Raw genomic sequence first — 20839 nt, 5'->3', positions numbered from 1 at the left:
GCAGCGGCCGCTTTTTCTGACTCTGCCTCCAGCCTCGCCCTCACACCCCCGATGCCCGCCTACTCCTTCGAAGCCGTCGACCCCCAAGGCCAGCCCCGCAAAGGCGTGATCGAGGCCGACACGGCCCGTGCCGCCCGCAGCCAGTTGCGCGCCCAATCGCTGGTGCCGCTGTCGGTCGAGCCCGTGAAGGGCAGCCAGGCCGATGCCGACGGCGTGCACCGCCGCGGCCTGTTCGGCCAACGCGTGTTCAGCGCCACCACCCTGGCCATCTGGACGCGCCAACTGGCCGGCCTGGTCAGCTCGGGCCTGCCGCTGGAGCGGGCCCTGACCGCCATGGCCGACGAGGCCGACAGCGAGTCGCAACACCACCTGGTGGCCAGCCTGCGCGCCGAGGTCAATGCCGGCGCCTCGTTCGCCCGGGCCCTGGCGCAGCACCCGGGCGAGTTCTCGGACATCTTCACCGCCGTGATCGCGGCCGGCGAGCAAAGCGGCCACCTGGGCATGGTGCTGGAGCGCCTGGCCGATGACCTGGAAGAACGCCAGGCCCTGCGCGGCAAGCTGATCGGCGCGGCCCTGTACCCGGCCATCGTCACCTGTGTGGCGGTGGTCATCGTGCTGTTCCTGGTGGGCTATGTGGTGCCGCAGGTGGCCAATGTGTTTGCCGGCACCAAGCGCGCCCTGCCCTTGCTGACCCAGATCATGCTGGGGGTGAGCGAGCTGGTGCGCCACTGGGGCTGGCTGATCGGACTGGTGCTGGTGTTGCTGGGCGGGCTGACGCGTTACCTGCTCACGATCGATGCCTGGCGCCTGCGCTTTGATGCCGCCTGGCTGGGCCTGCCCCTGGTGGGCAAGCTCAGCCGCGGCTACAACGCGGCGCGCTTTGCCAGCACCTTGGCCATGCTGGCCGCCGCTGGCGTGCCCATCCTGCGTGCCTTGCAGGCCGCCGCCGAGACCGTGTCCAACCGCGCCATGCGGGCCGACGCCCTGGACGCCCTGGTGCTGGTGCGCGAAGGGGCGCCCCTGGGCTCGGCCCTGGCGCAGAAAAAGCGCTTTCCGGGCCTGGTGGCCATGTTTGCCCGGCTGGGCGAGCAGACCGGGCAGCTGCCGGTGATGTTGCAACGCGCCGCGGTGCAGCTTTCGACCGAAGTGCAGCGCCGTGCCATGCAACTGGCCACCATCCTCGAGCCCTTGCTGATCGTGGGCATGGGCCTGATGGTGATGCTGATCGTGCTGGCCGTGCTGATGCCCATCATCCAGCTCAACCAATTCGTGAAGTGAGGATTCGGTATGCCGGTTTCACTAGAAGGGCAATTGGTCGTGGCGATTTCGTCGCGGGCGCTGTTCGACTTCGAGGAAGAGAACCGGATTTTTGAGCAGGGCGATGACCAGGCCTACATGCGGCTGCAGCTGGAGCGGCTGGAGCTGCCCGCCCGGCCGGGGGTCGCGTTTTCGCTGGTGCAGAAGCTGTTGGCCTTCAACCAACCGGGGCGCCAGTTGGTCGAGGTGGTGATGCTGTCGCGCAATGACCCGGTCAGCGGCATGCGGATCTTCCGTTCGGCACAGGCCGGGGGCATCCCGATGCAGCGCGGGGTGTTCACCCAGGGGCGTGATCCGTTCCGCTACCTTCGGCCCTTGGGGGCGCACCTGTTCCTGTCGGCCAACGAGAGCGATGTGCGCCAGGCGCTGGCCATGGGCTTCCCGGCGGCGCGGGTGCTGACCGAGTCGGTGCAGGCCAGCAACAGCCACCCGAGCGAGGTGCGCATCGCCTTCGACGGCGACGCAGTGCTGTTCTCGGACGAGGCCGAACGCGTCTACCAGAGCCAGGGCCTGGATGCCTTTCAACAGCACGAACGCAGCAAGGCCGGCCACCCACTGCCCGATGGCCCGTTCAAGCCCCTGCTGGCCGCACTGCATCACCTGCAGCAGGCGGGCACGGCCCACATGCGCATCCGCACGGCCCTGGTCACAGCCCGCAGCGCCCCAGCCCACGAGCGCGCGATCCGCACGCTGATGGACTGGAACATCGCGGTGGACGAGGCCATGTTCCTGGGTGGGCTCGAAAAAGGCGGCTTTCTGCGCGAGTTCGAGCCCGACTTCTTCTTTGATGACCAGACCGGCCACGTCAACTCGGCGGCCCGCCATGTGCCCGCAGGCCATGTCAACAGCGGGGTCTCCAACCCACCGCCCGCGGCCTGAGCAACGCCCCCCTCCGCGGTGAAGCCTTTGTAAAGGCAGCGTAACACTGCGAAAAACTGCCCGCCAGGGCCTGCCCTCAGGCGTTGAAGTCTTGGCCCTGTGCCACCATCTGTCCCCGACGAAAGGATCAGCATGAGCTCTACTGACCGTTTGCGCGCTTTGGCCGCAGCTTTGAAAACCCCCTGGGCCCCCGCTTGCCTGGGCTTGTTGTTGTGCCTGGGCCCGCTGGGCGCCAGCGCTGAAACCACCCCGGCCGCCACAGCCCAGCCCTCGGACGAACAGCCCAGCGAGGGCGAAGCCCTGGCGGCACGCCAGTTCCGCATGCTCGACTTCAATGGTGACGGCTACCTGTCGCGCGGCGAAGTGGCCCTGTTCCCCAAGCTGTCCAAGGCCTTTGACGCCGCCGACGCCAACCACGATGGCAAGGTGAGTTTCGAGGAGATCCGAGCCTATGCGCGCGAAGTCCGCGCCCAAAAGGACAAGGCAGAAGCCAGCAGCAAGGCCGACGCCAACGCCGCCAAGCCCTGACCCCCTCCCCAAGCCGGTTCTGCCCCGCTCTGCACAGCTCAGCCCCATGTTCCTCCAGCAACTGAAGTCTTTCGGTACCGTCACTGCCCGTGTCTGGGCCCTGTCCCTGCCGTATTTCAAGTCTGAGGAGCGCTGGAAGGCACGCGGCCTGCTGGCGGCGATCGTGGGCCTGAACCTGGCCGCCGTGTACATGCTGGTGCTGATCAACGACTGGAACCGGGTCTTCTACGACGCGCTGCAGAACAAGCAGGCCGACGTGTTCTGGCAGCAACTGGGGCGTTTTGCCTTGCTGGCGGCGGTGTACATCGTCATCGCGGTCTACAAGTTCTACCTCACCCAATGGCTGGAACTGCAGTGGCGCCGCTGGATGACGCGGCATTACCTGCAGCGCTGGCTCAGCCAGCACCTGTTCTACCGCCTGGAACTGAGCCGCTTTGCCCGCGCCCAGGCCCAGGGGGCCGCCTCGCCCGACAACCCCGATCAGCGCATCCAGGAGGACGTCAACCTGTTCACCTCGGCGTCGATCTCGCTCAGCATGGGCCTGCTCAATGCGGTGGTCACGCTGGCCAGCTTTGTGGGCATTCTGTGGGGGCTGTCGGGCAGTTTCGGGTTCTCTTGGCAAGGCAGCGACTACAGCATCCCGGGCTTCATGGTCTGGATGGCCGTGCTCTATTGCGTGGCCGGCAGCGTCGCCACCCACTACATCGGCCGGCCCCTGATCGCCCTGAACTTCGGGCAACAAAAGCTGGAGGCCGACTTCCGCAGCCACATGGGGCGGGTGCGTGAGTACAGCGAATCCATCGCACTGGACCGGGGCGCCGCGGTCGAAAACCAGCAACTGGACCTGCGCTTCTCGCACGTTCTGCGCAACACCCTGGACCTGATGCGGGCCCAGAAACGCCTGATCTGGTTCACCACCTTCTTCGGCCAGGCCGCCACGGTGTTTCCCTTCATCGTGGCAGCGCCGCGTTTCTTCAGCGGCGCCATCCAGTTGGGCGAGTTGATGCAGATAGCCTCGGCCTTTGACCGGGTTCAGGGCTCACTGAGTTGGCTGGTCGACAACTACGACGCCCTGGCCGGGTGGCGCGCCACCACCGAACGCCTGGCCAGCTTTGAAGAAAATCTGAATGCCCTGCAAGCCTCTCCTGACGGGCTGAACACCCACGCCGGCGACGCGCTGCGCATCGACCAACTGAGCCTGTCCTTGCCTGACGGGACCCCGCTGCTGGCCCCCAGTTCAGCCCGGATCTCGGCTGGCGAACAGGTGCTGATTCAGGGCCCTTCGGGCAGCGGCAAGTCCTCGCTGTTCCGCGCTCTGGCCGGTTTGTGGCCTTATGCCCAGGGCTCGATCACCCAGCCGGCGGATGTGATGTTCATCCCCCAGAAGCCCTATCTGCCCAACGGTCGCCTGCGCGAAGCCCTGGCCTACCCCGAATCGCCCAGCCGGTACGACGACGCCCAACTGCATGAGGCCCTGGAGCAGGCCCTGTTGCCGCACCTGAAAGAGGCCCTGGAGCAGGAAGACGCCTGGGGACAGAAGCTCTCCGGCGGCGAGCAACAGCGGCTGGCCCTGGCCCGGGTCTTCCTGAAACAGCCCGCCTGGGTGATGGCCGACGAGGCCACCAGTGCCCTGGACGAGGCCAGCGAAGGGCTGATCTATCAACGCCTGCGCGCACTCACCCAAAAGCGGGGCGGAGGCCTGGTGTCGATCGCGCACCGGCCGGCGCTGGCCGCTTTTCATCAACGCCGCTGGCAACTGGAGCCGCTGCCGGGGCCAGGCCGGGCATTCCGGCTGGTGAGTGATTCGGGCAGCCTGAGCACCCCATAAAAAAACGCAGCCCGGAGGCTGCGTTGAATTTGGAAGAAACTCGCTCGCTCAAACCATCAGAAAGAATGACGGATACCGACGCCGAAGCTGTTGCCAGTCGACTTGGCGGTGATCTTGTCGTTCATGTACACCGCATAGACGTCAGTGCGCTTGGACAGGAAGTAGTCGTAGCCAAAGCTGGCGGTCTTGCGCGATGCGCCACCGTCGATCTTGGTCTGCGCATAGGCCGCCAGGAACTTGCCGGCACCCACCGGAGCGGAAGCGCCGATGGAGGTCGTCTTGGCCTTGGGGGTCAGGTCATTGTTGGCCTGGCCATAGGTCAGAAAGGCCTTGGCCACCGAGAAGTCATACGAGCCACCCAGCATCCAATCGGTCTTGGTGTTGAGCGGAGAGAAGGTGGTGACGGTGGGATTGGTCAGCTGATCACGTTCGTAGAAGGCGGTCAGAGCCAGAGGGCCGTTGAAGTACAGGGCGTTGGCGCCGACGTTCTTCTTGCCCGAGTTGCCACCCGTGTCAGCCAGGTTGCTGAACTGGTAGTGCACATTGCCCGACAGACCACCGAACTTGGGTGTGCTGTAGATGATTTCGTTGGACCAACCCGTGTCCGACGGCGTGGTGGCCGTCCAGCCCGTGCCATTGAACAAGCCCACGTTGGCGTGCAACACCAGCGGCGAGAAGGTGAAGGAATCACCGAAGGGGTTGAAGATGACGGTGGGCAGGAAGTTGGGCGCCAGACCGCGACCAATGGTGACGGCACCGAAATCGCCCGACAGGCCCAGGTTGGCGTCACGCGAGAAGAAGTTGTCGCCCGAGAAACGGCCCGGGGTGCCCGAGTTGATGCGCATGAAAGAGGTCAGCGCAAAGTTGGCCTTGAGGCCACCGCCCAGGTCTTCGGTGCCCTTGAAACCGACCCACGAGGTGGTCATGCCACCACTGCCCACCTGCTTGGTGGCAGCAGAATCACCAGCCATGCGGATGGAACCTGCAAAGCCGTCCATCAGGCCCATGACCTGAACCGAGCTTTGCGCCTGCGCGCCACCGGCCACAGCCGCCAGCGCCAACATCGACAGAAGAGATTTTTTCAAGTTTTTCTCCAGAGGTTTAAAAAACAGCACGCCATGAAAATCAAACAGACCCGGTGCAAGCCGGGCATCCCCGAGCGACCGCAGCGGCTCCATGCTCCCCCGCTCGGTGGCCTGCCTGGGCCACCTGACGATCGCAATCCCAGGGATGAGGTCTGTTGACACTCCGTTGTCAGCACACGAATGAAACAGACCGTTTCAATTTAGTGACAAGCAATTGGCGGGCCATCCTGAAGGTCAGATAGTGACCATATGAAAACCGTTACACCCACTTGAACGGCTTTCAGCTAGGAACTGTATCCAAGTTCGGGCCCGCTTCAGGTCCCGAACGACCGCCGGCAGGCGGCGCTACAGCGTGTCAGGGCGCCGCGCACGCTCTTGCATGCCGCGGCGATAGTCCACGCAGGCCTGGGTCTCGGTGTTCTGTGGCTTGGCACATTCGCGGTGCATGCACAGCGTGCGCAGCAAAATACCCACGTCAGCACACAACGCCGCACCATTTTGGTGATTTTTATCACCTGCAACGTCGGCCGGAGGAGGCGCGGCGGCACTGGCCGCCGGTCGCGGGATGGGGTCGGGACGCCGATGACGTGCCACGGCTTGCGGAATGGAGGGGGCCGGAGTCGCTCGAGCTGGTGCCTGTGGCACCGGCGCGGCGGCAGGCGCCGGCACCGGAGGCGGCACGGCCTCTGGCGCGGGTAACACCGCTGGAGCTGTCTGCTTCGGTGCAGTCTCAGTGAAGATGGATTCCGTCGCTCGGGCCGGGTTTTGCCACCAGCGCCAGCCGGCCCCACCGACCAGCATCAAGGCCACGACCATCAGCGCCCAAACCAGGCGCGCCGACCGAACACCTGTTGGCCGAGCATCGGCCTTGGGCTCTGACGCCAGCGACAAATCCACCGTCGCATCAGACCACACGGGTGCGCCGACGACGGCTCCTTGCTCGGGCACAGCGGCGCGACGAAGACCTGGCGAGGCGCTCGTCAGGTCCACCGTCGCCTCGATTTCCGCCCCCCGCTCGGGCCACGGCTGGGTGGCCGCATCGGGCTCGGTTCGCGCCGACACGCCATGGGCCTGGGCCGCAGGCAGCCAAAGGTCGCCGAGTTCGGCGCGCCAGTCAAAACGGCTCAGGTTCTCGTCATCAGGCCTCAGTTGCATGCACTCCGCCAGGACTCGGGTGCTGGCGGGTCGCCGCTCGGGTCTGATTTCGAGCGCCTGCCCCAAGCCGTCCAGAAAAGGGGCCGAATAGCGCAGACCGAATTCGGTGGTCAACACGCGGGCCACTTCGTGGAAGGGCTGCATGCGGTCCTTGATGATGCGAAAGGTGGCCGGCGTCGGCGCCTGGCCACACAGGCAGTCATACACCACGGCCGCCAGAGAATACAGGTCGGACCAGGGCCCGGGTTGCATGTCTTCGGTGTCTGCATACTGCTCGATCGGGGCGTAATGCACCTTGAGGATGGCCGTGTGCTGATGCCCCCGACCGGCCAGGGCGCGACGCGCAGCCCCCAGATCAAGCAGCACAGGCGGGCCGATGTCCTGCAGGAAGATGTTGTCTGGTGACACATCACGGTGCAGGGTCTGGTGCTCATGCAAGCACTGCAAAGCCCCCAGCAGCCCTCCGATCACCTTGCGCAACCAGGCTTCGGGCGGCGGCCCCCGCATCTGGGTGCGCGCCTGCTGCAGGGTCATGCCCTGGTACAGCGGCATCACCATGTAGGCCGTGCCGTGGGTCTCCCAGAAGCGGAACACCTTGACCAGCGACGGGTGGTCGAACGAGGCCAGCAAACGCGCCTCGTTCAAAAAACCCTGCAGCCCGCGTTGGAAAGCCGCGGCCTCATGAGGCGAACGCAGCGCCACCGACAGGCCCGGCCCCCGCCCGACCAGAGCACCCGGCAGGTACTCCTTGATGGCCACCGAGCGCTGCAAAGAGCGGTCAAAAGCCTTGTAGACCAGCCCAAAACCACCGACGCCCAACAACCCCTCGATGTCGAACTCGGCCAGCCGCGTCCCCACCGGCAGGGCGTCGGCATGGCTGGGTGCCTGAGCGGCGCGTTCGGGCAGGACGGGAGAGGACATGGCAGGGAAGGGGCTGGGCGAGGCGCACACCGCGCACAAGAGGGCGGCATACTCCCTGCGTGGTCTGCGGCATTCACGAACATGCTCGCACCGCCAATTGTCCTTAATTTGACCGACGAACGGCTAAAACGGTCAAATTTCGCGCCGACCGTCGAAATTTTGCGCTTGGATTTTTCGGATACCCGGTGCGAAGGCGCGGATCAAGCCCCTGTGCCGGGTCGGGGCCGTTACCATTGGCGCCATGTTCAGTTACCGCCACGCCTTCCATGCGGGCAACCACGCCGATGTGCTCAAGCACACCGTGCTGGTGTCCGCGCTCCAATACATGACCGAGAAAGACGCGGCCCTGACGGTGATCGACACCCATGGGGGCGCGGGCCTTTACAGACTGGACGGTGATTACGCCAGCACCAGCGGAGAAGCCGATACCGGCATCCGCTGCCTTGTCGACGGCCCCTTCTCGGCCCAAAACACAGCCCTGGCTGTGAAGCAGCCCCCAGCCAAGCCGGCAGCGGATGCCGCCGTCAAACCCCTCACGCCGGCACTGCAAAGCTATCTGGACCAGATCCGCTCCTTCAACAGCGGCAACTCGCTCAAGGTGTACCCGGGCTCGCCCTTCATCATCCAGCGCCTGTTGCGCAGCCATGACCGCCTGAAGGTGTTTGAGCTGCACCCCACGGATGCCCGCTCGCTGGACGGCAACATCGCCCAGTTGGAAGCCGGCCGCCAGGTGGCAGTGCTGCGCGAAGACGGATTTGAGGGCGTGAAGAAGTTCCTGCCGCCGCCGGCACGGCGCGCCCTGCTGCTGTGCGATCCCAGCTACGAGATCAAGACCGACTACCTGCGGGTGCAGGATCTGATGGCGGATTGCCTGAAGCGTTTTGCCACCGGCACCTATGCGGTCTGGTACCCGATCATCCCGCGCCCCGAGGCTCACGATCTGCCCAAGCGCCTGAAGACCATGGCCAACAAAGCTGGCAAAGCCTGGCTCCACGCCACACTGACCGTGAAATCCGGCAAGGCCGGCACCGGACTGCCGGCCAGCGGCATGTTCCTGATCAACCCGCCGTTCACGCTCAAGGCCATTCTCAAAGAGGCCCTGCCGCAGATGGTGGAGCTGATGGGACAAGACCGCGGCGCGGGCTTCACGCTGGACAGCGGGGGCTGACACCCCGCGCTCCACCGGGGCCTGCAAGGCCTCAGTTGCCGCAGGGCAGGCCGGTCACCACCGGCAGCGACAAAGCCACTTCCTTGATGCCCACGCCCATCAAGTCGAGGGCCACGGCGGCGGCGCGGCTCACGTCGATGATGCGTCCCATGGTATGGGGCCCCCGATCATTGATGCGCACCAGCACCTCCTTGCCGTTGTTGAGGTTGCGCACACACACCCGGGTGCCGAAGGGCAAGGTGCGGTGCGCCGCGGTCATGGCGTTCATGTTGAAGCGCTCGCCACTGGCCGTGCGGCGGCGGTGCAACTCGATGCCATACCACGATGCGCCACCGCGCTCGAAGTACACCTCGTCAGGCGCCATCAAGGTGCTCAAGGGATCACCGGGTGGCTCCTCCTCGTCCTCAGCGGCCTTCTCAGCCCCACGGCCCATTTCACCGCCCAATTGATCGAGGCGGCTGGCCAGCGGCAACTCAACACCGGCAAAGCCGGGTTGGGCGGCCCAGGCAGGCCAGGGGTGAGCGACCAGCGCCACCACCAGCCACAGCACCCGGAGCCAACAAGGCACCGTCATGGGTTCAGGGTGCCGCAGGGGCCACATCTGCCTTCAGGCCCAGGCGATCCAGCAAGGCCAGGGTACTGACACTCTGGTTCATGGTGTAGAAGTGCAGCGCCGGCGCACCCCCCTGCCGCAGTTGCTCGCACAGTCGGGTGACGACGTCCAGGCCAAAGGCCTTGATTGACTCCACATCGTCGCCAAAACCTTGCAGGCGCAGCCGGATCCAACGCGGAATCTCGGCGCCGCAGGCGTCCGAAAAGCGCATCAGCTGGGTCGAACTGGTGATGGGCATGATGCCCGGCACCACCGGCACTTGCAGGCCCAGCTTGCGGCTGTCTTCGACAAAGCGAAAGTAGGCATCGGGGCTATAGAAGTATTGGGTGATGGCCGAATCGGCACCGGCGCGCACCTTGGCGGCATAGGCCTGCAGGTCGGCCTCAGGCGAGCGGGCCTGGGGGTGTACCTCAGGGTAGGCGGCCACTTCGATGTGGAAGTCGTGCCCGGTCTCAGCGCGGATGAAGGCCACCAGGTCGCTGGCGTATTGAAACTCGCCACCGGCGCCATAGCCACTGGGCAGATCCCCCCGCAGCGCCACCAGGCGCTTCACGCCCATGGCCTTCAGGGTGCCGAGCTGCTCGCGTACCGACGCGCGCGTGGCACCGATGCACGAGAAGTGCGAGGCGGCGCTGCAGCCTTCAGACAAGATCTCGCGCACCGTGGCGAAGGTGCCCTCTTGTGTGGAACCACCCGCACCGTAGGTGACCGAGCAGAACTCGGGACGCCGACTGTAGAGCGCCTGGCGCACGTTGCGCAGCTTGGCGGCCCCCTCGGGCGTCTTGGGTGGGAAGAACTCGAAACTGACGGGCAGCAGAGCCGAGCCTGCTGCGCGGGATATGGACGCGCTCATGCCGCCCTCCTTGAGTGAATGAAGAATTCGCGGTTGCCATCGCCGCCGCTGATCGGGCTGTCGAACCAGGCCAGCACCTGCAGCCCCAGTTCCTGGCAGGCATCACGCAACCGCTTCTCGACCACGCCGAACAAGGCCGGCTCGCGCACGATACCGCCTTTGCCGACCTGGCCGGGTTGCAGCTCGAACTGCGGCTTGACCAGCATGAGCAAGTCGCCGCCCACGCCCAACATGGGCATCAGCGCCGGCAACACCAGGGTCAGCGAGATGAAAGACAAGTCGCCCGTGATGAAATCGAACTGGCCATCAAACGGGCCGCGCGGGCTCTCCAGCCCCTCGCAATGCTCCATCAGCTCCAGCGTGGTCAAGTGGCGTGCGTTGACCTGCTCGATGCAGGTGACGCGCTCGTCGAAACGCAGGCGTTCATACAACTGGCCCTGCCCCACATCCACGCCCACCACATGGGCAGCGCCGGCCTGGAGCAGGCAATCGGTGAAGCCACCGGTGGACTGCCCGACGTCCAGGCACAGCTTGTCCGCCACCGACAGGCCCGTGGCTTGCAGGGCCCCTTCCAGCTTCAGACCGCCGCGTGACACGTAACGCGCCTCGGCGGCATCGACCAGTTCGATCAGCGCACTGTCGGGCAACTCCTGGCCGTTCTTCAGCACCGCCACCCAAGGCGAGGCCTCGCTGGGGCGCCATTGAACGCCTGCCGCGATGAGGCGCGAGGCCTGCGACCGGGACACAGCCAGGCCGCGCTCCACCAACAACTGATCAGCTCGCATGAAATCCTTAAAAATGAAACACCTTGGGCCCAAGAACCTGCCCGCCCCGCCGGGCCCGACCAAGGCGATGCCGCCGCCCAGGCAAGAGCCCGTGTCTGGCGACATGCTTCGGACAAAGACCGGTCAGAAACCGGTCACAGACGGATCGGCGACCGATCAGAACCCCATCAATAGCGGTAGGTATCAGGCTTGTAAGGGCCTTGCTTGGGCACACCGATGTAAGCGGCCTGCTCGTCGGTCAGCTCGGACAGCATGGCACCGACCTTCTTCAGGTGCAGGCGAGCCACCTTTTCGTCGAGGTGCTTGGGCAGCACATAGACCTTGCCGCTTTCGTAGAAATCGCTGTGCGTGAAGAGTTCGATCTGGGCGATGGTCTGGTTGGCAAAGCTGGAGCTCATCACGAAGCTGGGGTGGCCGGTGGCGCAGCCCAGGTTCACGAGGCGCCCCTTGGCCAGCATGATGATCTTCTTGCCGTCCGGGAAGATGATGTGATCGACCTGCGGCTTGATCTCTTCCCATTGGTACTTCTCGACCGAGGCGATGTCGATCTCGTTGTCGAAGTGACCGATGTTGCAGACGATGGCCTGATCCTTCATCTTGGCCATGTGGTCGTGGGTGATGACGTGCTTGTTGCCGGTGCAGGTGACGAAGATGTCGCACTTGTCGGCGGCATAGTCCATGGTCACGACCTTGTAGCCTTCCATCGCGGCCTGCAACGCATTGATGGGGTCGATTTCAGTGACCCACACCTGGGCCGACAGGGCACGCAGGGCCTGCGCACTGCCCTTGCCCACATCGCCGTAGCCGGCCACGCAGGCCACCTTGCCCGCGATCATCACGTCGGTGGCGCGCTTGATGCCGTCCACCAGCGACTCGCGGCAGCCGTACAGGTTGTCGAACTTGCTCTTGGTCACCGAATCGTTCACGTTGATGGCACGGAACATCAGGCTGCCCTTGGCCGACATTTCCTTCAGGCGGTGCACGCCGGTGGTGGTTTCTTCGGTCACGCCGATGATGTGGGCGCTCTTGCGGCTGTACCAGGTCGGGTCTTGGGCCAGCTTGGCCTTGATGGCGGCGAACAGGCAGGTTTCCTCTTCGCTGGTCGGGTTGGCCAGCAGCGACAGGTCATTCTCGGCGCGCTTGCCCAGGTGCATCAGCAGCGTGGCATCACCGCCGTCATCCAGAATCATGTTGGGACCTTCGCCTTCGGTGCCGGCCGGGCCGAAATCGAAGATGCGGTGGGTGTAATCCCAGTAGTCAGTCAGGCTCTCACCCTTGACGGCGAACACCGGCGTGCCCGAGGCAGCAATCGCCGCAGCAGCGTGGTCTTGGGTCGAGAAGATGTTGCACGATGCCCAGCGCACGGTGGCGCCCAGGGCCTGCAGGGTTTCGATCAGCACCGCGGTCTGGATCGTCATGTGCAGCGAGCCGGTGATGCGTGCACCCTTGAGCGGCTGCTGGGCCTTGAACTCCTCGCGAATGGCCATCAAGCCGGGCATTTCGGTCTCGGCGATCTTGATTTCCTTGCGGCCCCAATCGGCCAGGCCGATGTCGGTGATCGCGCAATCGGCGTTCAGGGCGGGGGTGTTGCGTGCATTCATGGTTTGCTCCAAAACGTGTTTGAAAAAACCACTTGCCGGGGCGAAAAAAACTCATCGCACGGGAAGTGGATGAGCGTCGTTGCGTAGATGGTCCGAGCCTCACGCCCCGCTGTGCTGGGGGCGCTGCAACGCTCCTCGGATGACGGTATTTTAGTTGCAAAACGCCGTTTGTCACCCAATGCCCTCTGATCGACCTCTAAGAGCCTGTTCACGATCTCGCATGGGCCGCGTTGGAGCGCAATCGGGATGAGTGGGTGGCCCGGGTGCGCCGCATGGGCTCGTGCCCATGCAAGCAGCTGGGGCGCCCAATCGCCCGATTTCGCTTCAACCCTTCGGGCAGTGGCCTTTTCGGGCGGTCTGCGGCGTCGCGGCGCTTGTCGATAGCCGAGCTATCGACGGCGCACCGCGCCTTGCATCCCATCCCGAAAAGACCGCTGCGCGACCCGTGGGAGATCGTGAACAGGCTCTCAGTAGGCGATCTGCACCTCGCCCAGCCTAGGGCGCCGGCGTGGCCTCACGCGGGATGATGGCCCCGGGCCAGCCGATCACGGCGCCCGAAACCCGGTGCGCCAGCGCAGCGGCCTCCGGGATCGAGGCCCCTCGCAAGCGCCCCGCCAGATAGCCGGCGGCGAAAGAATCACCCGCTGCACTGGTGTCAACCACCCGTGCCACCGGCTGGGTCGGCACATGCCATTGGCCCGCATCGGTGGCGATCACGCAGGGGCGGGCCCCCTGCTTGACCACCACCTCCCGGCAGCCCAGCGCCAGGCTGCGTTGCACCGTCTGCTGGGCCTGGTGGGGCCCATACAGCAGGGATTCGTCGTCCAGCGTCAGCAAGGCCACATCGGCCAGGGCCAGCACGCGCTCATGGGCCTCACGCGCCTGATCCGCGCGCCACAGCGCAGGCCGGAAGTTGTTGTCGAACCAGATCAGACCGCGGGCGCGCCGGAAGGCAGCCAGGGCTTCGAACAAGACTTCGCGCCGCTCCGGTGGAAACAGGGCCAGCGTGATGCCCGACAGGTACAGCACATCGATCTGGCCCGTGTTCAGCAGCGTCGCAAAATCAAGCCCGCCACTGAAATAGTGGCGGGCGGCGCTGTCGTTGCGCCAATAGAAAAACCGGCGCTCGCCAAGGGCATCGGTCTCGATCAGGTACAGGCCGGGCATGCGCCCGGGCAGGCGGGCCACCCGCTCGGTGTACAGGCCCTCTTCCTGCCACTGGCTCAGCAGCCCGTCACTCAGCGGGTCGTCGCCCAGCGCGGTGGCATAGTGCACCTCGGCAGGCCAGCCCTGCAACAGCCGCGCCATGTAGATCGCCGTGTTCAGGGTGTCCCCCCCGTAGCGACGCATCAGGGGCTGCCCTCCGATCTCGATCATGCATTCGCCCAGCGACACGATGTGGACGGGCCCGGCGCTCGCAGCCGCCGGAAAATGAGAACTCATGGCGCCAGACCCCTGCTCAGGCCGCCGTGGGCCGCCGGTAGGCCACGCAGTCCACTTCCACCCGGCAGTCGATGACCATGGGGGACACCACGCAGGCCCGCGCCGGCGGATGCTCGCCGAAATAGCTCATGAACACCCGGTTGAACGAGGCGAAGTCGCGCGGATCGTCCAGCCAGACGCCACAGCGCACCACATGCTCAGGGCCGTAGCCCGCCTCGGCCAGCACGGCCAGCACATTGCGGATGGCCTGGTGCGACTGGGCCACGATGCCGCCGTCGATCACCTCGCCGTCGCGCATCGGGGTCTGCCCCGAAACAAACAGCCAACCATCGGCCTGCGCCGCGCGTGCAAACGGCATCTTTTGGCCACCTGTGCCATCGGCCACGCCATAACGCTGGATATCGGACATGAGAAAACTCCTTCTTTCTTGAATTCAATGCCGCGCGGTGACGCGCGGGCTGCTGGGGTGCCTAGCGGCGGCTCAGGCCTGCGCCTCAAGTCGCTGCGGCGCGGCCGCAAAGCGGGCGGGCAGGTCGGGCGCGCGAGGCAGGAAGCGCCCGGCACGGGCCCCGGTGGCCTGCCCCTGGCGGTACGACAGCACACCGTTGACCCACACCGCCTCAATGCCCGCAGCACGCTGCTGGGGGTTGTCAAAGGTCGCGGTGTCACGCACCGTGCGGGGGTCGAACAACACCAGATCCGCCCAGTACCCGTCCACCAGGCGGCCCCGCTGCTCCAGGCCATAGCGGGCCGCCGACAGACCGGTCATTTTTCGAAGGGCTTCAGGCAGAGCAAACAGGCCCTCCTCGCGGGCATAGTGGCCCAGGACCCGCGGAAAGGCGCCCCACAAGCGCGGATGCGGATGGGGATCTTCAGGCAAGCCATCCGAGCCCACCATGGACATGGGATGGGACAGGATGCGGCGCACATCGCCCTCGTTCATGCCGTGGTAGACCGCGCCCGCAGGCTGCAGCAGGCGCGCCGCCTCCAGCAGGCTGGTCTGCCATTTCCGCGCGATCGCCGCCAGGGTCTGGCCGGCCATGTCGGGGTGGGGGGTGGACCAGGTGATAAAGATGTCGAATTCGTCGGTGACCTGTTTGAGGTCAAGCGTGGAGGAACTGGCAGCGTAGGGATAGCAGTCGCACCCCACGGGCTGCATGCGGGCGGCACCTTCCATGGCGGCCAGCACTTCGGTGCTGCGCCCCCAGTTGCGAGCACCTGCGCACTTGAGGTGCGACACGATCAGGGGGCTGGGCCCGTGGCGGGCCACGTCAAAGGCCTCATCGAGGGCCTCCAGAATGGGCTCGAACTCGCTGCGCAAATGGGTGGTGTAGAGGGCCCCGTGGGCCGCTACCTCGGCCACCAGGCGTTTGAGCTCATCGGTGCTGGCCGCAAAGGCCGAGGCATAGGCCAGACCGGTGCTCAAGCCCAGAGCACCCGCCACCAGGCTGTCGGCCAGCTCCAGCCGCATGGCCTCGATTTCAGCCGGGTGAGCGGCCCGGTCCAGGTCATCGAGGTGGTTGCTGCGCAAGGCCGTGTGCCCCACCAAAGCGGCCACGTTGACCGCCGGCTGCGCCGCCTCGATGGCCTGGCGGTAATCGGCAAAACGCGGGTACTTGAACGCCGAATCCGGCCCCAGCAGGTTCATGGGGTCGGGTGCGCCGCCGCGCAAGCGCACTGGCGATGCGCTGATGCCGCAATTGCCCACCACCACCGTGGTCACGCCCTGGCTGATCTTGGGCAGCATCTCGGGCTGGCGGATCACCACGGTGTCGTCATGCGTGTGCACATCGATGAAGCCGGGCGCCAGTGCCAATCCATGGGCATCGACCTCGACCCGGGCCGCCGGCCGGGGCGCGTCACCCTGAAACAGGCGCAGCCGCCCGACGGCGTCCACCCCCACATCGGCCAGGCAGCCAGCCTGGCCAGTACCGTCGTACACCGTGGCGTGGCGAATCAGCGTGTCAAGCGTGTCCATCACAGCACCCCGGCCAGGGCCCACACCAGGCCAAACGCCACCACCGAGATCAAGGTCTCGAGCACGGTCCAGGTTTTCAGCGTCTGCACCACGCTCATGTTGAAGTACTCTTTGATCAGCCAGAAGCCGCCGTCATTGACGTGCGACAGGATCAGCGAGCCCGCGCCGGTGGCCAGCACCAGCAATTCAGGGTGGGGATACTGCGTGGCCAGGGCGATCGGCGCCACGATGCCCGCCGAGGTGGTCATGGCCACGGTGGCCGAACCAGTCGCCACCCGCATCAGCGCAGCCAGCAGCCAGCCCAGCAACAGAGGCGAAAGCTGGAAGGCGGCCGACAGCGCCACGATCTGCGTGGTCACACCCGAATCCACCAGAATGCGGTTAAGGCCGCCCCCTGCGCCCACCAGCAAGGTGATGCCCGCGGTGGGTGCCAGGCACTCCTGCGAGAACTTGAGAACGTCTTCGCGTGAAAAGCCACGCGCCAGGCCCAGTGTCCAGAAACTGACCACGGTGGCGATCAACAGCGCGATCACCGAATTGCCGACGAACAGCAGAAAACCGTTCAAGGCACTGCCAGCAGGCGCCAGCACAGGGGCCCAACCGCCCAGCAGCATCAGCGCCACGGGCAACAGCACGGTGAACATGGTGATGCCGAAGCCCGGCAGAGATCGGGTGCCGGTGTCGCGGTCCGTGAACTGGTCGGCCATCGGATTGTGGGCGGGCAGCACGATGCGTGGCGCCACAAATTTGGCGAACAGCGGGCCGGCAATGATGGCCGTGGGCACACCGACCAGGATCGCGTACGCCACCGTCTTGCCCACCTCGGCGCCATAGGCGCCCACCGCCATCATGGCGGCCGGGTGCGGTGGCACCAGGCCGTGCACCACCGACAGGCCTGCCACCATGGGCAGCCCCACCATCAGCATCGACACCCCCGTGCGCCGGGCCACGGTGAAGGCGATCGGGATCAGCAGCACAAAGCCCACCTCGAAGAACAAGGGCAGACCGCAGACGAACGCAATGCAGACCATGGCCCAGTGCGCGTTGCGCTCGCCAAAGCGATCAATCAAGGTAAGCGCAATGCGGTCGGCACCACCGGACTCGGCCATCATCTTGCCCAGCATGGTGCCAAGAGCCACCACCAGGGCAATGTGCCCAAGGGTCTTGCCGACGCCAGTCTCGTAGGCGCCCATGATGTCCTTGGCCGGCATGCCAGCCACCAGCGCCAGGCCCAGGGACACCAGGGTCAGCACGATGAAGGGGTTGATGCGGTAGCGTGCAATCAGCAGCACCAACGCCACGATGGCGATGAGCGCGTAAAGCAGCAAAGAGGGGTTAGCGACAGCGGGCACGGGGTCTCCTTGGTTGTTTCTTGTAGCAAACGGTTCAATGGGTGCCATCTGCAGGACGGCGCCGACGCACCGATCCAGAGCGGCCTGGCACGCAGGTCTCACGGGGCGGTCCGACGGGCCGTCGGCGGGTCAGGGCCTCAGCGTCAGAACAGGGTCTCGACAGCGCTCAGCACCTGGTAGTGCTCGTCGACCAGCAACAGCTGACGCCATTTGTCGAAAGTCAGACAGGGGTGGGAGATGTCGAAGATCAGGATGTCGCCCACCCGCAGGTCAGCCCCCTCCGGCACGCTCATGAAGGCGTGCTGATCCATCATCGCCGTCAGCACCCAATCCTCAGGGGCTGGCCGCACACCGGCAAACCCGCCTGGGCGGGCCTGCAGGCTCACGGTGGGCAGGCCGGCATCAAACGCCGCATCGCGCTTGCCCAGCGCGATGATGGCGCGCCCGGGCTCCGGCAGGGACTGCACGTGGGCGCACAACTGCAAGGCTGGCAACAGGCTTTGACCCATCTCGCGGGCGACCGGGTTGTCGGCCCGGATGCGCCGCTCGGCCTGGCGGTAAATACCGACGTCGTGCGTCAGGTAACAGCCCGGGCGCAGCACCACGTCCAGCGTACAGCCCAGGTCCTGGCGCGAAAACACCTCGGCCACCACGTCAAACCAGGCAGAACCGGCCCCCGAAAGCAGCACCGTGTCCTCGGCAAACCGCTGCTCGGCCGCCAGCGCCCGGGTCCGCTCCAGCACGTGCTGCAAAAAGCCCCGGATCGCGTCAGACTGCTGCAACACCCCCTCATAGACCTCCACCCCGACCAGGGCCAGCGCGCGGGGCCAGCGCGCCAGGGCGGCCAGACACTCGGCCTCATGGGCCGCGTCGCGCACCCCGGTGCGCCCCCCAGGCACGCCGTACTCGATCAGCACCCGCAGGCGCTGCCCCACTTCGGTGAAGAAATGCCCCAGCGCGTCAATGTTGGCCGCCGAATCGACAATGCAGCAGAAACTGAAATCAGGGTCCTGGGCCTGGATGCGGGCAATCAGCGCCATGTTGCCGCGCCCCACCAGTTGATTGGCCATCAGGATGCGGCGCACACCGTGGCGGTACGCGGCGTTGACCTGCGAGGCCGTCGCCAGCGTGATGCCCCAGGCGCCATGCTCAAGCTGTCGATGGAACAGCGCCGGGCTCATGGTGGTCTTGCCATGGGGCGCCAACTGCACGCCATAGCGGGCCATGAAGGACTGCATCCAGCGCAGGTTGTGCTCGATACAACTCTCGCGAAGCACGGCCACCGGCAGGCTGACCTCATCATCAAGAATTCGCCATTGCAAGTCCTTGAGCTGGGCCGGCGTACACCCGGCGGGCGCCGCGCCCAAACCCTTGGTATCGAAGTTCAGGGGGGCCTGGGTAAAAGAGGCTGAAAGAGGAGCTGCAGTGTTCATCATCGATCCTGGTCTGGACCGAGATTCTTGGCGATGGCGACTGTTTCGCGTTTGGGATTTTCAAACACTTGTGACTCGCAACACCTGGTCACAGGTGCACGCCTTCCAAGGACTGTGCGGGCCAAGCCGGTAAAATCACAGGTCGCGGGCCAGGCTCAGGCCTCCGCCCTTGGCTCCAACGATGGATCCGCCGCCCCTGGCGGCTTCCGGCCAGCCCTGAGTGCTTGCCGGCCAGGCCACGACAACCCTCTGCCTCAATCGGACAAAGACCTTGAGCTTTCTCGAAGAAACCCGCCGCCGCCGCACTTTCGCGATCATTTCCCACCCGGACGCGGGCAAGACCACGCTGACCGAAAAACTGCTGCTGTTCTCGGGCGCGATCCAGATCGCCGGCTCGGTGAAGGCGCGCAAGGCCAGTCGCCACGCCACCTCGGACTGGATGGAAATCGAAAAGCAGCGCGGCATTTCGGTGGCCTCGTCGGTGATGCAGATGCTGTACCGCGACCATGTGATCAACCTGCTCGACACCCCGGGCCACAAAGACTTCTCGGAAGACACCTACCGGGTGCTGACCGCCGTCGATTCGGCCTTGATGGTGATCGATGCCGCCAACGGTGTGGAATCGCAGACTCGCCGACTGATCGAGGTCTGCCGTCAACGCGACACCCCCATCCTCACCTTCGTCAACAAGATGGACCGCGAAGTGCGCGAGCCACTGGACATTCTCGACGAGGTGGAGCGCGAGCTGGGCATGCCCTGCGTGCCCATGACCTGGCCCGTGGGCCAGGGCAAGAGCTTTGCCGGCATCATCAACCTGCGCACCCAGGCCATGACGGTGTTCGAGGCTGGCAGCGAACGCCTGCCGCACGACTTTGAATCCATCCCCTTGTCTGAGCGCGCCACACTGGTCAAGCGCTTCGGCAGCGAATTTGAGGCGGCCGTGGAGGCCATGGAGCTGGCCACGGGCGCCTCGCCCAGCTACGACCATGACGCCTTCCTGGCGGGCAAGCAGACCCCGGTGTTCTTTGGCTCGGGGGTGAATAATTTTGGGGTGATGGAGGTGCTTGACGCCTTGGTCGATCTGGCGCCTCCGCCGCAATCTCGCACGAGCACCGTGGTCGTCAACCGCCAGCCGGTCGAAAAAGTGATCCAGCCTGAGGATGACGCGTTTTCAGGCGTGGTGTTCAAGGTGCAGGCCAACATGGATGCCAACCACCGCGACCGCATCGCCTTTGTGCGCATGGCCTCGGGCAAATACACGCCCGGCATGAAGCTGCGTGTGCAACGCACGGCCAAGGAGCTGCGGCCCACCAGCGTGGTGACCTTTCTGTCGCAGCGGCGCGAAGCCGTGGATGAAGCCTATGCCGGCGACATCATCGGCTTCACCACCCATGGCGGCGTGCAACTGGGCGACACCATCACCGACGGTGCCAGCCTGCAGTTCACAGGCCTGCCCTTCTTTGCGCCCGAGCTGTTCATGAACGTGATCCTGAAAAACCCGCTGCGCACCAAACAGTTGCAACAGGGCCTGGCCCAGTTGGGCGAAGAAGGCGCCATCCAGGTCTTCAAGCCCGACATGGGGGGAGCCATGTTGCTGGGTGCGGTGGGTCAGCTGCAGTTTGAGGTGGTGCAGCACCGCCTCAAGACCGAGTACGACGCCGACGTGCGCCTGGAGAGCAGCCAATACACCGGGGCCCGCTGGATCACCGCCGACACCCCCGCCGAGCTCAAGGCCTTCACCGACGCCTACCCACTGCGTCTGGCCCACGACGCTGCCAACACCCTGGCCTATCTGTGCACCTCACCCTATGACGTGCGTCTGGCCCAGGAGCGCTTCCCGAAAATCCATTTCCACCCCTTGCGCGAGCACGCGGGCCTGGCCCTGCAGACGGCGGGTTGA

General features: G+C 65.4%; 17 protein-coding genes and 1 riboswitch. Of the genes, 6 read left to right on the top strand and 11 right to left on the bottom strand.

From position 1 onward, the window contains the following. Window positions 1-51 precede the first annotated feature (51 nt). The 4 genes from gspF to AC07PT_RS09745 all read left to right on the top strand — a co-directional run bounded on the left by gspF (window position 52) and on the right by AC07PT_RS09745 (window position 4552). The gene (gene gspF / locus AC07PT_RS09760; protein ID WP_494656563.1) at window positions 52-1278 is read left to right on the top strand and encodes a type II secretion system inner membrane protein GspF; all 1227 of its coding nucleotides are present in this window, start codon (window positions 52-54) and stop codon (window positions 1276-1278) included. Between the two features lie 9 nt (window positions 1279-1287). Continuing rightward, window positions 1288-2196, top strand: coding sequence for a 5'-nucleotidase (locus AC07PT_RS09755; protein WP_494656562.1), 909 nt, complete (start codon window positions 1288-1290; stop codon window positions 2194-2196). Window positions 2197-2328: 132 nt separating this feature from the next. Further along, on the top strand, window positions 2329-2724 hold the full coding sequence (locus AC07PT_RS09750) for an EF-hand domain-containing protein (protein ID WP_494656561.1): 396 nt from the start codon (window positions 2329-2331) through the stop codon (window positions 2722-2724). A gap of 46 nt (window positions 2725-2770) precedes the next feature. Then, complete coding sequence (locus tag AC07PT_RS09745; protein WP_494656560.1) at window positions 2771-4552, top strand: ABC transporter ATP-binding protein/permease; 1782 nt, start codon at window positions 2771-2773, stop codon at window positions 4550-4552. Between the two features lie 56 nt (window positions 4553-4608). Here the strand turns inward: AC07PT_RS09745 and AC07PT_RS09740 are convergent, their stop codons facing one another. Beyond that, a complete protein-coding gene (locus AC07PT_RS09740; RefSeq protein ID WP_492347385.1) occupies window positions 4609-5637 on the bottom strand; it encodes a porin in 1029 nt (342 codons plus the stop codon). Between the two features lie 345 nt (window positions 5638-5982). Continuing rightward, on the bottom strand, window positions 5983-7713 hold the full coding sequence (locus AC07PT_RS09735) for a serine/threonine protein kinase (RefSeq protein ID WP_494656559.1): 1731 nt from the start codon (window positions 7711-7713) through the stop codon (window positions 5983-5985). A 241-nt stretch (window positions 7714-7954) separates the two neighbouring features. Here AC07PT_RS09735 and AC07PT_RS09730 point away from each other — a divergent pair, with 241 nt between their 5' ends. Next, window positions 7955-8881: a 23S rRNA (adenine(2030)-N(6))-methyltransferase RlmJ gene (locus AC07PT_RS09730; RefSeq protein ID WP_494656558.1), complete on the top strand. Its 927-nt coding sequence runs from the start codon at window positions 7955-7957 to the stop codon at window positions 8879-8881. 31 nt (window positions 8882-8912) lie between these two features. Here the strand turns inward: AC07PT_RS09730 and AC07PT_RS09725 are convergent, their stop codons facing one another. From AC07PT_RS09725 to AC07PT_RS09685, 9 genes are all read right to left on the bottom strand, one after another. Beyond that, window positions 8913-9455, bottom strand: a complete 543-nt coding sequence (locus AC07PT_RS09725; RefSeq protein ID WP_494656557.1) for a septal ring lytic transglycosylase RlpA family protein — start codon at window positions 9453-9455, stop codon at window positions 8913-8915. A 4-nt stretch (window positions 9456-9459) separates the two neighbouring features. After that, window positions 9460-10347: a methylenetetrahydrofolate reductase [NAD(P)H] gene (gene metF / locus AC07PT_RS09720; protein WP_492347389.1), complete on the bottom strand. Its 888-nt coding sequence runs from the start codon at window positions 10345-10347 to the stop codon at window positions 9460-9462. Beyond that, window positions 10344-11132: a TlyA family RNA methyltransferase gene (locus AC07PT_RS09715; protein WP_492347390.1), complete on the bottom strand. Its 789-nt coding sequence runs from the start codon at window positions 11130-11132 to the stop codon at window positions 10344-10346. Before AC07PT_RS09715 ends, metF begins: the two co-directional genes overlap by 4 nt. A 167-nt stretch (window positions 11133-11299) precedes the next feature. Then, a complete protein-coding gene (ahcY, locus tag AC07PT_RS09710) occupies window positions 11300-12733 on the bottom strand; it encodes an adenosylhomocysteinase (RefSeq protein ID WP_492347391.1) in 1434 nt (477 codons plus the stop codon). Between the two features lie 64 nt (window positions 12734-12797). Further along, window positions 12798-12876: riboswitch (S-adenosyl-L-homocysteine riboswitch) on the bottom strand. 352 nt (window positions 12877-13228) lie between these two features. Then, complete coding sequence (locus AC07PT_RS09705) at window positions 13229-14176, bottom strand: sugar kinase (RefSeq protein WP_494656556.1); 948 nt, start codon at window positions 14174-14176, stop codon at window positions 13229-13231. A 16-nt stretch (window positions 14177-14192) separates the two neighbouring features. Continuing rightward, window positions 14193-14576: a RidA family protein gene (locus AC07PT_RS09700; protein ID WP_492347447.1), complete on the bottom strand. Its 384-nt coding sequence runs from the start codon at window positions 14574-14576 to the stop codon at window positions 14193-14195. Window positions 14577-14657: 81 nt separating this feature from the next. Beyond that, window positions 14658-16154: an N-acyl-D-amino-acid deacylase family protein gene (locus AC07PT_RS09695; protein WP_494656555.1), complete on the bottom strand. Its 1497-nt coding sequence runs from the start codon at window positions 16152-16154 to the stop codon at window positions 14658-14660. Continuing rightward, window positions 16154-17506 carry a GntT/GntP/DsdX family permease gene (locus tag AC07PT_RS09690; protein ID WP_492347394.1) on the bottom strand — a complete coding sequence of 451 codons (1353 nt, stop codon included), beginning with the start codon at window positions 17504-17506 and terminating at the stop codon, window positions 16154-16156. Before AC07PT_RS09690 ends, AC07PT_RS09695 begins: the two co-directional genes overlap by 1 nt. Before the next feature lie 143 nt (window positions 17507-17649). Continuing rightward, the gene (locus AC07PT_RS09685; RefSeq protein ID WP_494656554.1) at window positions 17650-18939 is read right to left on the bottom strand and encodes an amino acid deaminase; all 1290 of its coding nucleotides are present in this window, start codon (window positions 18937-18939) and stop codon (window positions 17650-17652) included. Window positions 18940-19210: 271 nt separating this feature from the next. On the opposite strand from AC07PT_RS09685, the gene AC07PT_RS09680 reads away from it, so the two are divergent. Further along, window positions 19211-20839, top strand: a complete 1629-nt coding sequence (locus tag AC07PT_RS09680) for a peptide chain release factor 3 (protein ID WP_492347396.1) — start codon at window positions 19211-19213, stop codon at window positions 20837-20839.

Source organism: Curvibacter sp. GW821-FHT09D12, assembly GCF_059416245.1.
This window is presented reverse-complemented; position numbering and strand designations above follow the sequence as displayed.